This window comes from Bacteroides sp. AM32-11AC (genome assembly GCF_003603515.1).
Classification (GTDB): domain Bacteria; phylum Bacteroidota; class Bacteroidia; order Bacteroidales; family Bacteroidaceae; genus Bacteroides; species Bacteroides uniformis.
Window position 1 is genome coordinate 50,549 of sequence record NZ_QTNH01000006.1, and the last position, 14,768, is coordinate 65,316.

General features: G+C 48.6%; 9 protein-coding genes. 1 reads left to right on the plus strand and 8 read right to left on the minus strand.

The features are described 5' to 3' along the window. The 8 genes from DW800_RS07810 to yaaA all read right to left on the minus strand — a co-directional run bounded on the left by DW800_RS07810 (nucleotide 1) and on the right by yaaA (nucleotide 12,748). Nucleotides 1-2,931, minus strand: a complete 2,931-nt coding sequence (locus DW800_RS07810) for a GH92 family glycosyl hydrolase (protein ID WP_119957958.1) — start codon at nucleotides 2,929-2,931, stop codon at nucleotides 1-3. Between the two features lie 225 nt (nucleotides 2,932-3,156). Continuing rightward, entirely contained in the window at nucleotides 3,157-3,966 is an 810-nt protein-coding gene (locus tag DW800_RS07815) for a hypothetical protein (RefSeq protein ID WP_119957959.1), read from the minus strand. Nucleotides 3,967-3,978: 12 nt separating this feature from the next. After that, a complete protein-coding gene (locus DW800_RS07820; RefSeq protein ID WP_025834039.1) occupies nucleotides 3,979-4,800 on the minus strand; it encodes an endonuclease/exonuclease/phosphatase family protein in 822 nt (273 codons plus the stop codon). Between the two features lie 20 nt (nucleotides 4,801-4,820). Then, complete coding sequence (locus tag DW800_RS07825) at nucleotides 4,821-6,410, minus strand: RagB/SusD family nutrient uptake outer membrane protein (RefSeq protein ID WP_119957982.1); 1,590 nt, start codon at nucleotides 6,408-6,410, stop codon at nucleotides 4,821-4,823. Nucleotides 6,411-6,443: 33 nt separating this feature from the next. Further along, on the minus strand, nucleotides 6,444-9,608 hold the full coding sequence (locus tag DW800_RS07830) for a SusC/RagA family TonB-linked outer membrane protein (RefSeq protein WP_119957960.1): 3,165 nt from the start codon (nucleotides 9,606-9,608) through the stop codon (nucleotides 6,444-6,446). A 94-nt stretch (nucleotides 9,609-9,702) separates the two neighbouring features. Then, nucleotides 9,703-10,530 (minus strand): ROK family protein, encoded by an 828-nt coding sequence (locus DW800_RS07835; RefSeq protein ID WP_025834037.1) that lies wholly within the window; start codon nucleotides 10,528-10,530, stop codon nucleotides 9,703-9,705. A 122-nt stretch (nucleotides 10,531-10,652) separates the two neighbouring features. Further along, entirely contained in the window at nucleotides 10,653-11,642 is a 990-nt protein-coding gene (locus DW800_RS07840; RefSeq protein ID WP_119957961.1) for a phosphatidylinositol-specific phospholipase C, read from the minus strand. A gap of 332 nt (nucleotides 11,643-11,974) precedes the next feature. Next, the gene (yaaA, locus tag DW800_RS07845) at nucleotides 11,975-12,748 is read right to left on the minus strand and encodes a peroxide stress protein YaaA (protein ID WP_119957962.1); all 774 of its coding nucleotides are present in this window, start codon (nucleotides 12,746-12,748) and stop codon (nucleotides 11,975-11,977) included. A gap of 196 nt (nucleotides 12,749-12,944) precedes the next feature. Between yaaA and recJ the strand changes: the two genes are divergently transcribed. Next, entirely contained in the window at nucleotides 12,945-14,660 is a 1,716-nt protein-coding gene (gene recJ, locus DW800_RS07850) for a single-stranded-DNA-specific exonuclease RecJ (RefSeq protein ID WP_119957963.1), read from the plus strand. Nucleotides 14,661-14,768 lie beyond the last annotated feature (108 nt).

Genomic DNA, 14,768 nt, shown 5'->3' on the forward strand with positions numbered 1-14,768 from the left:
CTATTTCACATACAATGCAGAAGCAGGAATAGGTGACAGCTCCTGTGCCGAAGGAAGTTTCCAGCCCCAACCCAGCTCTTCTCCTTCGTAATCCTCAAAGTAATACAGCTTGTAAGCATGGAATCCTTTCTTCAGTGCCACAGCCCCCGTAGCAGGAATAGCGGCGTGCGAACCATCGTTATTCACCACCATCTCATCATCAATGTACAATACGCTGCCATCATCCGAACGAGTCATAAAGGTGTAGATTCCATCTTCGGGCACCTCTATCAAGCCGGAGAAGATATAGCCGAAGTGGTCTTCCTGACGTGCCTCCTTGATGGAAGGTTCTGCCATGATACCGGTGTCAAGTAACGGACTCTTCTCTATATCCGCCACCTTCCGGTAAGTACCCTCGAAATATTTGTAGGATGTGCCGTTCCGCACAGGACGGACGGCAAGTGCCGGTTTCATCTCAGCCTTGGTGGCCATGATGGAGAGTGTATGGCTTGGGCGGAATCCGTCCTTGAACCCTTTCGCCTTTATGGGAGTCGTCCTATCCAGTTCCAGCGGCTTCTCATAGAGCGGTGACAGTTCTGTAGGTTCGCTTCCATCCAGCGTATATCTCACTTCCGCTCCTGCCGTTACCGTGACCAGTGCTACCGTAATCTTGTCCATAAACAGATTCAGGTCTTTGTCCACGTATGGCACAGATACCACCTTTTCTTTCGTATAAGAGTAAGGTGCCGATTCTTCCGAAACTCCCCGGGACATGTCCGGCTTGTCTGTCAGCGTAAAACGCAATTCGCCCCCTTCCATCAGCTGTTCATAGGTAATGAAGTTACCCTCTATGGCTTCTCCATTCAGTTCTACCTTGTTTACGTAGATATTCTTTTCCGGATTGTTGGCAAGCACAGACAATGTCTTTCCGTTGGCCAGCCTTATCACCGCCTTATCAAACAGCGGCGTGGTCAGTGCAAATTCATTGCTACCGGGACACACGGAATAGAAGCCCAGACTTGAAAGGATGTACCATGCCGACATCTGCCCGCAATCTTCGTTACCGATGATGCCTTCGGGAGTGGGTGCATACATCTCACGCAGCAACCGGCGTGTCAGCTCCTGGGTTTTCCAAGGCTGGCCGACATAGTCATACAGATAAGCGATATGATGGCTCGGCTCATTGCCATGCACATACTGGCCTATCAAGCCGGTGATGTCCGAAAGTTCCCCTTCCAGCTTCAAGTCCGAAGAGAATATGGAATCGAGTGCCACTACAAACTCATCCTTGCCGCCAAACAGCTGCATCATGCCGTTCACATCATGCGGCACAAAGAAACGATATTGCCAGGCAGTGGCCTCCGTATAGGCACGTCCCACCGCCAACGGCTTGAACGGTGCTTCCCAATTGCCATCCATCCGTTTGGGACGGAAAAACTTGGTAGCCCCATCAAACACATTCACATAGTTTTGCGAACGTGCAATGAATGTCTTGCAAATATCTTCTTTCCCCATCTCTTGCGCCATGCGGGCTATGCACCAGTCATCGTAGGCAAATTCCAGCAGGCAAGAAATAGATTCCCGCTTGATGTTCGAGGGGATGAAACCGTTCCGCACATAGTAGTCCGCCCCTTTTTCGTTCTTCTCGGCAGAGGCTACCATTGCTTCCAGCGCTTTCTCGGCATCAAACCCACGAATGCCTTTCAGATAAGCATCTGCTATGACAGAAGCGGAGTGATAGCCTATCATCGTCCCCGTCTCCCCGGCAGAAAGGGGCCAGATGGGAAGTTCGCCCGAAGCGTCATAAATATCCAGGAAAGAGTTCACCATGTCATTCACCAATCCGGCATCGAGTAGTGTCATCAGCGGATTCCAAGCACGGAAAGTGTCCCACAAGGAGAAAGTGGAGTAATGCTTCCTGCCCTCGGGCATCCTGCCTGTCGTCATGTCGTGACGGCGATACTCACCATTCACATCGCTCACCACATTGGGCACCACCATCGAATGATACAAAGCCGTATAGAAAATCTTCCTGTCGTCCGCATTGCCGCCTTCTACCGCAATGGTGGAGAGTGCCTGTTCCCAAACAGTACGGGCAGCACTGCGCACGGCATCGAAATCGAAATCTGCCACTTCGGATTCCAAATTTTCACGTGCATTCTTTTCGCTGACAACGGACAGCCCGACTTTTGCCACCAACGGTTCTCCGTCGCTGTTGTCAAAAGCCAAGCAAGCCTGCAAGTGGGTACCGGTCAATTTTGCCTGTGCAGCAACCGGTTTCCGTTCCTGCACAAAGTCCACCGTCTTAAAAGGTTTAGAGAATTGCGCCACGAAATAGACATACTGGTTATCCGTCCATCCCCTAGTGCGGCGCATACCGGCAATCTCATGGTCGGACGTCTGTTCCAGTGTAGCTTCATAGATATGTTCGTTATCGAGCAGGTGTGCCAAGTCGATGATGACAGCCGCTTCCTTTCCAGCGGGGAATGTGTAGCGGTGCACACCGGCATGGGCGGTTGCCGTCAGTTCTGCCTTTATGCCTTCTTCTTTCAGCACGACGGAATAATATCCGGCGGAAGCCTCCTCTTCCTTATGGCTGAAAGCCGCAGGAGGACAAAGCGTTTCGACCGTCAAGTCCGGCTTTTGTGTAGTGGGGCGAAACAGGACGTCGCCCAAGTCAATGCAGCCGGTGCCGCTGAGGTGGGTATGCGAAAATCCCTTCAAAGTGGTGTCGTCATAGTGGTACCCCGCACAGGCATCCCAGTTTCCGGCACGCGTGTCGGGACTCAGTTGCACTGCCCCGAAAGGCACAGTCGCCCCCGGATAGGTATGTCCGTGGAAGCCGGTACCGATGAACGGGTCTACGCAATCAACAGGCTGTTTCACATCGGACGAACAAGCCCCACACACTACACCGACAAAAACGGCATACAGAAGTTCTTTCAAGTTCATTGAGATGAATGTTTTTCAAGTTATTGTTTACGATGTTTTCCTACTCTTACAGACACAAAAGTACATAAAAAGCATGAGTTTTTTACACCGCCATAATAAAGAAATCATTTTTTTCTTCAGAGGAAAGACAACAAAACCTTCCCATATAAAAAAATTCTGCAAGAGCCGATATGCCACGCACACCAACCCTTGCAGATCAGACCAATGGCAATGAGGTCTATTTTATCATTCCACACCCGGTTCAATGGCCAGACAATAATCTTTCACATTGCCGGACACTGAATTTGTGGTAGTCTCACGAAGAACCCACGATTTGTCTGCAACCATAAAGATAGCATATTCTCCGGCTGCAATATCAGCTTGGCTAAACTTTACGTTGCTAATGGACTCTGCAACACTCTTCAAGTCCTCCACAAGATTGCTTTTCACAGTACCAATCAACACACCATTGTGCCTGCTGTCCACAACGGTTCCCAGTGCCGATTTTGCAGCATTTATCTGCTCTTTAGAGCTAAAACGTGCCGTAGCGAAAGGCACCAATATGTCCTTCTGGTTCTCCTTCACCATACTCTTGCACATAATGCTGATAAACTTGATGAAGCAATCGTTACTCATCTTGAATCCTTCTTCAGCATTGTTCTTGTGATTGTACAAGATGAGAGAGCCTTCCGTAGCAATGCCATTTCCATTCTTAACAACCTTATTCAATGCATAACCGGGAAAACGGCTGGTGGCAAAAGAGATATGAGTGGCCACATTGCTGCCACCGCTTACGTCCGCACGGTCTATCACACCAATGGAACAATCCTCGCCCAACGCGTTGATATGATTGACAATCGCATCGGTTTCCCCGATGTTGGCGTCATTCAGTGCCGACAAAAAGTGGACTTCCACGCTTCTGGTTTTATTCCAGTCGGAGTTAGCGTTCTCTTCCTGCTTGATATTGCCCACTCCAAGGTCCTCTGCGATGCAGGAGCCTGCCAGTACTGAGCAGAACCCCAGTGCGGCGAATGTATATAATATATTCTTTTTCATATCGTTATCGTATTACTTTTTAAGTTCAACCTCAACTATTACCGGATCATGGTCAGAAAGCTTTCCTGCATCCACTGACTTTTCACTAATTTTATTCCAGCCGCCTTTGGAAGCAAAGATATAATCTACCCAATGGTTTCCTACCTGGTCAAATTTAGTTCCAATAAGCCCTATGGGCGAAGCGCTGGGATAAACGTTCAAGTCACCGGCCAGAAGAGCAGGCACCTTGGTATCGTTCAAGAATGCAATCAATGCTTCTGCCTGTTCCTGCTGCCCTCCGGTATGGTCGAAGTGAGTGGCAACCACAGCAATGATGTCGCCCGAAGGCAACGCCACCTCGGCAACCACGGCACCACGCTGGTCAGAAGAACCTGCCGGACGGGGAAGCTGCATTGTACGAGAAGCGATAATAGGGTATCTGCTCAAAATGGCGTTACCATAAAGCTCGTTCATGCAATAGGTATAGTTCTCTTCGGGGTTTTGTCCCTGCTTGTTATTCAGGTTGTAAGAGTAGCCATAGATGGCAAACATACCCAACTTATCGGCAATTTCCTGCACTTTATCTATATATTTTCCATCTCTCATCTGGCGGGAACTTCTGTTCTCCACCTCATTGAGTATGATAAAGTCCGCATTTTCATCTTTCAAGAAGTCGGAATAAGGAGTCACATCAAAAGAGTTACGCTCCCCCCATTTATCCTCCTGTTCGAAGGACAGGACATTGAAAGTAATCACTTTAAACCGGTTGTCCTGCGCCTTGGCTTTGGAGGAAAATCCCCCAAAGACCATCACGAAGAGCACCAATATGATATAAGGATAAAATCTCGTATTCATTTTATTGATTTATTTAAACATTAATAAACATTCTGCTTCAAGTTCTTGCTGTTTGCCACCTCTTTGGCAGGAATCGGGAACACATGGTTTACATTCGGATTGAATGTACGTGCAGGCCAGATTTCAACCTCCTGCACATTAAATGAGCCGTCAGGGTTAGTAGTGGTCTTCACCCCATGCAACGGCTTGGCATAAGCTTCCTGTGCATCGTGCCATCTCACGAGGTCAAGGTGGCGGCTGGGTTGGAACTCAAATGCAAGTTCACAACGGCGTTCGTTCTTCAATTGCACCTTGGTGGCTTGGCTGTTTTCAGGCAATCCGGCACGCTTGCGAATCAGATTCAGCAGAGACTTGGCCTCGGCATCACCTTCGCCGTTCTTCCAGATAAGGGCTTCTGCCTTCATCAGCAGAATGTCGGCATAACGGATAAGGCAAGTGCCCAGTACGTTGCTGGCATCGTTCATATTGGAATTCACTTTTTTTCCTATACAGTCGGCGTTTTCCCAAGGAGACATGAATTTTCTCCAGGTCAAGCCTGACGTGCTTGATGTAGCCCATGAGCCTACCGCCCATGTAACATCCTGTCCCACAAACCGGATGTGGTCGCCCGGATAAAGGATAGTAGCGTCACGGCGCTCGTCACCTGCTTCGTAAGCGTTGTAAAGCTCAAGCGTAGGCTGGAAGTACCCCCACGTATTATACAATCCCCAGCCACCGTTCTCAAACGACATGCCATGGAATTTAGGACCTTCCACTGCATTACCCAGCAACGAGAAGATGTATTCTTCGCAGAAGTTGTTCTCTTCGCGCCACAGACGGGCAAAGTCGGGATAGAGGCCACGTTTATCCGCGCCTGTCATGCCCATCACCTTGTCGCACATCTCGATAACCGTGTCGTAATACTTAGCATCGAACTGCGAAGCGTAAAGTGCCGCACGAGCTGCAAATGCCCAGCATGCAGCCTTGTGAGGACGACCATAGTCTTCGTTGGCCATTTCGGACAAATAGGGAAGCAAATCGGCGGCAGCGCGCATGTCTTCTATAATCATGTCATAGTTGGCAAGCACCGAAGTCGGACGCGGTTGGTCTATTTCGGCAGTCGGCGTTTTTTCCGTTACGATAGGAATACCGCCGTTCACACCGTTGTCGCCATACCAAGGAGCCAGCCACAAATAGCAGAAACCACGGTAGAAGCGTGCCTGACCGATGGCGCGGTTCTTTACACTCCCGGAGATGGACATGTCGGGCACATTGCGCAACACATCGTTGGCACGGGCAATGATGCGGTACATCCACGGCCAATTGTCTTTTTGGTCGCGACCGTTTTCCGGGGTCATTTGGAAATTCTTGATGGCCTGCGCCTCACTCTGTGAACGACCGGTCACCATATTGTCGCTACAATTCTCAAGCCACATGAATCCGCGCCCCGTCACTCCTTCTTGGTAAGTGAACTCATGGAAAGCATTCAATGCCTTTTCCACATCTTCTTCTGTTTTCCAGAAACTGGTACTTCCCTCCAATCCATAGGGATCGAATTCCAGAAAATCACTACAACCGGTCAACGAAAAGCCCAGCAAGAGCGACAATGCTATGTTTTTATATTTTTTCATTTCAATATACTGTTTTTGAGGTTTGATTTTCATTTAGAAACTAAAGTTAAATCCGATGCTGAAAGAACGTGACACAGGATATGTACCGCCATCAATACCGAAGTTTCCTACTTCAGGATCGATACCGCTATAATCGGTAGCCGTAAAGAGGTTTTCGCCGTTCAGATAGAAACGGGCCGTGCTGCCCGGCAGACCGATGGCTCTCATCACATTGCCGGGCAATGTGTAGCCGATGGTAACATTCTTCAGACGGAGGTAGCTGGCATCTTCCAGGAAGAAGTCGTTCAGGCTGTTGTAGTTTCCGTTAGGGTCGGAAATCAAGCCGATTCTGGGCACGCCTGAAGTCTTGTTATATTCCCAGGAGTTCTTCACGTCGGCAAGCATATTGCCACCCTGTCCGCGACCGGTGTAACCCATCTGCTTGAAGCCGTTGTAAACGGTGGATTTTCCCACACCTTGGAATTGGAAGCTGAAGTCAATGCCTTTCCACTGCAAGTTGCCGCCAAAGCCGAAAGTAATCTTAGGCATATAGCTGCCCAAGTATTGCTTGTCCTCATCGGTAATCTTGCCGTCGTTGTTGAAGTCCACATACTTGAAGTCACCGGGCTTGGCATTGGGTTGCACTTTTTGCTTGATGCCCGTTTCGGGGTCTCTCCAAGTGAAGTTGTCTATCTCTTCCTGGCTCTGGAAAATCCCTTCGGTCTTCAGCACGTAATAAGAATACCAAGGATGTCCCACGGCGGAGCGCAATGGGGTAAGGCTATTGATTACCACATTGTGTTGCATGAATTCAAGGTTGCCCAGGTCAAGCACTTCATTGTGAACGGTAGAAAGGTTACCGTTTACACCGAATGTCACGTTACCTATTTTCTTGCTGTAACTCAAACCGAATTCCCAACCACGGTTCACCACATCGCCCACGTTGCCGTAAGGAGAAACAGAGATACCTGCCACCGAAGGAACGGGCACCACCTCGATAAGGTCTTTCGTGCGTTTGTTAAAGTAGTCCACAGTAAGGTTCAGGCTGTTGTCAAGCAAGCCCATGTCCAAACCTACGCCCCACTGCTCGGTGGTTTCCCACTTCAAGTCTTTCGTACCGATAGAACCGGCATATACACCACCATATATAATGTTGTTCAAATCTTTACCATAAATCATCGCCCAGTCGGTTTCATTCAGAGGCACATTCCAAGAGTAGCGCGGAACCAATGCCACGTTACCTACCTGCCCCCAGCTTCCGCGGACTTTCAGCAAGTTCACCACGTTCTTCAAAGGTTCGAAGAACTCTTCGGAAGAAATCTTCCAGGAAGCCGAGAATGCGGGGAACACGCCCGAGTTATTGTCCTTATAGAGTTTGGAAGTGGCATCGCGACGCACACTGGCAGTAAGGAAGTAGCGGTCTTCGTAAGAGTAACCCAAACGAGCGAATGCCGACAGCATACTTTCCTCCCAGATGTTTTCCTCCGGCTGGAATTTGCTCCATTCGCCTGCCTGGCCGTTGGTAATGGAGTGACGATCCTCATTGACGTAGCCGGTAGTGTAGTAAGCGTCATATTTATACTTTTCGTAGCTCATGGAGTAACCCGCCATGAGACTGAAGTGATGCTTGTCGGCAAACACCTTGGCATAAGTGGCTGTAGTTTCCCACAAAAGCTTGCTGTTCCAGGTATTGGTCTTGTCGCGGGAGTTGTCAGAGTTGGGGCGACCGATTTCGGGAACACGGCAATTGAAGATGTCTTCCGTACGAATGTCGATTCCGGCAGTAAAGTCACTCTTCACCGTAAGGCCTGAAAGCGGCTTCAACTCAAGCGAAGTTGTAGAGTAGATGCGGTTGGAAGGACGCATCTGGTCGAGACGTTCCAACATAGCAACGGGGTTGCGCATCTCGCCATAAGGGCTGTTGATGCCTTCTGAAGAAGCCCAACGGGGGATGGTACCGTGATAAAGCGGCCTACCGGTTTTTTCGTCAATCATCAACTTGCCCTCCTTGTCATAGTCGTATACGCTTGCCGAACGGGGGAAGAAGACAGCCTGATTGAGCACACCTTCGTGGCCGGTACCCACGCTACCCTGTCCGTTCTTATATTCATAGCTGACACGCTCGCTCACCTTCAGCCACTTTGCCACCTGGAAATCCAGATTAGCCTTGGCAGAGAACTTGCGGGCGTAGGTATTGAGGAGCACACCCTTGTCGTCGTCGTAAGCAAACGAAGCAAAGCCTTTCATCGTATCGCTACCCCCCGACAGAGAGAGGGCATAGTGTTCCAGCGAGCCGGTGCGGAAGATGGCATCCATCCAGTCCGTGCGGGTAACGTTGCCATAAGGGAAAATCTCCGGGTTTCTGGAAGCGTGGAGAGGGTCGCCGGTAGCGGCACAAGCGTCAGCCCAGATTCTGTTATACTCTTCGGCAGTCAGCGTTTCAGGCAGGTTCACAGCGTTCTTAAAGCTCTTGGAAATGTTGATGTTCACCTTCACCTTGCCTGCGGAAGCCTGCTTGGTGGTTACCACAACCACACCGCCCGAACCTACGCTGGCACCATAAATGGCAGCAGAAGCGGCGTCTTTCAGCACAGTGATGCTTTCCACATCTTCCATATTGAAAGGTGCTCCCGGCACGCCGTCGACCACATAGAGCACACCATCACCGCTGTTATAGCTGTCGTCCGTACCACGCGAACCGCGTCCACGGATAGACAGGGAAACATCAGACAGCGGGTCTCCGCCATTGGATTGTATCATGACCCCCGGCATTTGCCCTTGCAAATAAGAACCCAGATTCGCGGGACGGCTTTTCAGTTTATCATCCATTTTCACTGTAGAGACCGCGGTCGACAAGTCTTCCTTACGGCTCGTTCCATAACCGATGACCACCACTTCGTCAAGCAATTCCGCATCTTCCTGCAAAATTATGGTAATGGGCTTCGACGAGGCCTTTACCTCCTGAGTTTTATACCCCAGAAAGCTGATTTCCAAAACATCTTTCTCTGCAGTTTGTAATGCAAACTTTCCGTCAACATCCGTAATCACCCCATTCGTCGTTCCCTTGACAAGGACATTGGCACCAATCACCGGTTCACCGGTCTGATCCTTCACTGTTCCTTTCACTGAAATCTGCTGTGCATAGACGCCAGCCGACAAGAACAGCCCTACCAAAAGGGTCAGAATCGTTCGATAGATTCTAAGATTTACTTGTTTCATTCAATTAAAATTTAAAGTTTATAATATAGATTCTAATATTTCTGCCACAAAGGTCGGAAGGCAGAATTACGTGGTTATTACAAGGTTGCAAAAATCATTTTTCCCAAAGCGCCGAAGCACCCAGCAGACTGGAATCCGTTTGCTGCGAAACCTCCACCTTCACCTTGTCCGATATCACTTTATAGGGGAAACTTTGCATAGCCTGCTCCATGGCATCCTTAAAAAACGGGAAAGCCGCCGCGATTCCTCCACCCAAAACGATAGCCTGGGGGGCGTAAGTGAAAAGGACCGCTTTCATCAGGTTGCCCAAGTGCATCCCGAGTCCATTCCAAAGCCCCAATGCAGCCGGGTCGCCTTGCCGGGCTTTTTCAGCCTCTGCCGCACCGGTAGTATTGTAGCGTCTGAAGAAAAAACTGCTGCAATAGTGCTCAAAGTCCGAGTCCAGATAAGGCAGCGAACCTATCTCGCCGGCACCCAGATACTGCCCGCCATACAGGCGGCGGCCAATGACGACACCGGCACCGATACCCGTCCCGATGGTGATGCCCACCATATTGTCATAAGGTTTCCCAACCCCATACAGGTTCTCTCCTAAAGCAAAACAATTGGAATCATTGTTGACGGCAACCGGAAGCCCGAACTCATTCTCCAGGACCTCCTTCAAATGTATCTCTTTCCAGGAAGCTATGTTTGCCACATTATATACAATCCCCTTCACGGAATCGACAATCGAGGGGACACCGATACCGATGCCATCCACCCGCCCATCCATCATGTCACGGACAAGACGGGAAAGCAGGCTTAACACCGCTGCGGCATCCTGCTGGGCAGGACAAGGGACAGACTCTTTATTCAGGCACTTCCCTTGTTCCACTTGTGCTATCCGGATATTGGTTCCTCCCAAATCTATTGACAGTTTCATAGTATATAGTATATGATTATACAGGTTTCTTAATTCTAATTACAAAATTAATGAAATTAGAAAATCGACAAAACAGCAAATTGCGCATATTAATCCTCATTTTGCGCAAACATTGCCTCTTCTCAAAGGCGGTTGCTGTTTATCAAATACGCCACTAATGCCTTTCCGTCCGGCTTGCCCACAAAATCGATGAAGACAATGCCGCAAATCCGCCTTCCCCCTTTCCTCAAATAGTCGGCAACCGGTTTGTTCACCTTATCGGCAAAGGCTTTAGGAGTTCCCGAAGGAAGCCCGGTAGCACTTACGAAAGTAATCCCCCACCGACGCGAAGAGGCCGGCTCGGCAGATACATTGTCGAGGTTGCGGATGCAGGTTTCTACTTTCCGCCCGGCCTCTTCACCCGATTCATATTGATATTCATCTTCGAGCAGAACCGCCCCTTCCTTACCATCTTTATTACGAAGAGTGAGCAGGCAAGTACTGTCATCCTCCCAACCTACACACGCTGCTCCAGGATAATTATCCATAGCATGATCTCTATGTAGGAAAAGAATCTTTCCACGGCAATCTTTCAGCGTCAGTTCAGGGCGAAAGTCTATCACGAAATAACTTTGATACTCAGGGCTGCTTAAAGAAGCGGACAGCAGAGAAGCATAATCCCGCAATTCTCCTCCTTCCTTTTTCAAGGAAACAATCAAAGTCTCAGAAGGATATGTTTGCAGAAAGTGTATAAAAGCAGGTAAAACATCATCTTCCCAATATATATCCTGAAAGGCATGGCTGTGAAACACCCCCAATTTATTATCCTTTTTTTCCAAACGGATATCGAAAGCACGGATGCCTTGTTGCAATTGGGCAGGAATATCTGTTGCTTGCGTTTTCAACATACGCCCTCCTTTGATGCTACCGCTATCGTGTGAACCGGGAATGGAAATCTTACATATAGGAAGCGTATCATGGAGAATCCTCATCCACTCCGGCTGCAGCACAGTCTCACCCCCCGCCTCTGCACAAGTATCCTGCAATCCGGAGGTTGTAGCACAAACCGGAGCATTCAATAGAAATATGGTCAAAGCCAATGCAACAACTGCTCTTAATCCGTTTCTCTTCATAGTATATTACTTTTAAGTTTACCGTATGCAAATATAGAGGGTTCATTCTTTCCTCCCATCCCAAATTACGTATTTAGTTCTTCATTTTGCGCAAACATCCAAAGCGGCATATAGCAACATCCGAGCTAAACGTAGCGTACCTTTTCATTACATTTTTGTTCTGTTTTTCGGTTTTCCGCCTACCTGCGTCCTATTTTCCCCCTATCTGCTCCGTGTATATATAGAGAGACCTGATAGGGAGCAGGTAGGGACTTGGTAGGGAGCAGATAGGGAGCAGATAGGAAAATGTTCTGTTTCTCGGTTTTCCCACATCGTTCAATTCTGCCAACGGGTTACACAGATGTACCTGACGAAAAATGCCATACATTCTCCGTACTGCGTATCTCATCCCAGACGAAGCCCTCCCAAGAAAAGGATTTCAACTCCTCAGGACACTCCAGACGGTTCTTGACAATGAAACGCGTCATCTCTCCGCGACACATCTTGGCGTAGATGACGACAGTCTTCGGCCGGTCGTCCTTCCAGACTTGAAACTCGGGCGTAATGACGCGCACCTCTTGCTCCACCCGCTTCCAGTCAAACAAATCTTTCATTTCAGCACTTGCCAAATTAATGAGAACACCGCCACAGTTTTTAATTTCCTCTATGAAGTAATCCGTCAACAAAGGCTTCCAATAATCAAACATGGATATTCCACCTTTTTCGGGCAAACGGACATCTCCTTCCAAACGATAGGGTTTGATACCGTCCAGCGGGCGAAGCAACCCATAAAGAAAAGAAGTGATACGCAGATGTTCTTGCGCATAACGAAAATCCTCTGCTGAAAAATCTTTCGGAAGAATGCGTTTAAAAACAGCTCCTGTGTAGGCGCAAACAGCTGGCATCGGACGATTCTCCTCCGAACAGAAATCATGAAAACGCAAACGGTTCTCAGCAGCAATTTTGGTATTCACCCGAAGAAGCCTTTCCAATTCGGATACTGAATACTGCGACATTTCCAACGCATTCCGCACAGCCTCCGCTTCGAATTTCGGGACTGTGACTTCGGGCACGACAACAGAGTAGCGCGCTGCCATGGTCTTTGCACAAGAGATAAAAACAAGCATAGCGATATTTTTTAATGGATACAAAAATAAAGATTTTTTAGTGGAGAATACATATACTTATAAAGATTTTCCGCAGAATCCACCTCCGTTTCAAGAGTTTTTCATACCTTTACACCTTGTTGGAGAAAAGTGCACGTATTGACCCCCTCTACTCCCCCAACACCTTGAGATAGAAAAAGAAAAAATAATATATAAAATGACTCACAAATGGAATTATCAACCCATTACACCCGAACAGGCAGAAGCAAGCCAACAACTGGCCCAAGAATTGGGAATTAGCCCAATATTGGGAAAATTGCTGGTGGAGCGGGGAATAACAACGGCAGCGGATGCCCGGAAGTTTTTCCGCCCCCAACTACCGGACTTATACGACCCATTCCTGATGAAGGATATGGATATAGCCGTAGAGCGCCTGAACAAGGCAATGGGAAAGAAAGAGCGCATTCTTGTTTATGGAGATTATGACGTAGACGGTACCACGGCTGTGGCATTGGTCTACAAGTTTATTCAACAGTTCTATTCGAACATCGACTACTATATCCCCGACCGTTACAATGAGGGGTATGGAGTTTCAATCCAAGGAGTAGACTATGCCGCAGAGAGTGGTGTAGGCTTGATTATTGTATTGGACTGCGGTATCAAAGCCGTCGAAGAAATCACATACGCCAAGGAGAAAGGCATTGATTTCATCATCTGCGACCATCATGTCCCCGATGATGTACTGCCCCCTGCTGTAGCCATTCTGAATGCCAAACGGGAAGACAACACCTACCCTTATGAACATCTGTCCGGATGCGGTGTAGGCTTTAAGTTCATGCAGGCATTTGCCCTCAACAACGGTATCGAGTTCCATCACCTTATCCCTTTACTGGACCTCTGTGCCGTCAGTATCGCATCGGATATTGTACCTATCATGGGTGAGAACCGCATTCTCGCCTACCACGGTTTGAAGCAGTTGAACAGTAATCCCAGCGTAGGCCTGAAAGCAATCATTGATGTCTGCGGACTGACGGACAAGGACATCACCGTCAGTGACATTGTATTCAAAATAGGTCCCCGCATCAATGCCTCCGGACGTATCCAGAACGGGAAAGAAGCTGTTGACCTGCTTACTGAAAAAGATTTCTCTCTTGCCCTGGAGAAAGCCGGACAAATCAACCAATACAACGAGACACGCAAGGACCTGGACAAGACCATGACCGAGGAGGCCAACAAGATTGTAGCTGACCTGGACGGACTTGCCGACCGACGTTCCATCGTATTGTACAATGAAGACTGGCATAAAGGCGTCATCGGCATCGTAGCCTCCCGGCTGACGGAAATCTATTACCGGCCGGCAGTAGTACTGACACGTACGGATGACATGGCAACCGGATCTGCCCGTTCCGTCTCCGGATTCGATGTCTACAAAGCCATTGAATACTGCCGCGACCTTCTGGAAAACTTCGGAGGTCATACCTACGCCGCCGGTCTTTCCATGAAGGTGGAAAATGTATCGGCCTTTATCGAACGCTTCGAAGAGTTCGTATCACAAAATATCCTGCCGGAACAGACATGCGCCGTCATCGACATCAATGCCGAGATTGATTTCAGAGACATCACTCCGAAATTCTTCAGCGACCTGAAGAAATTCAATCCATTCGGACCGGACAATGCCAAACCCATTTTCTGTACGCACAATGTCTATGATTATGGTACCAGCAAAGTCGTAGGCCGTGACCAGGAACATATCAAGCTGGAACTGGTGGATAATAAATCGAACAATGTGATGAACGGCATCGCTTTCGGGCAAAGTTCCCACGTACGCTTCATCAAGACCAAACGTTCCTTCGACATCTGCTATTCCATTGAAGAGAATACCCATAAGAGGGGTGAAGTGCAGTTGCAGATTGAAGACATAAAGCCGAACTGAAAGCCTCTCCCCTAACCCCTCCCCCACAGGGAGGGGAATAAGAATAGTCTCCTTATATTAAGGAAATGATGAAAATTGGTTGATGCTATAAGATAAGTAATCACTACT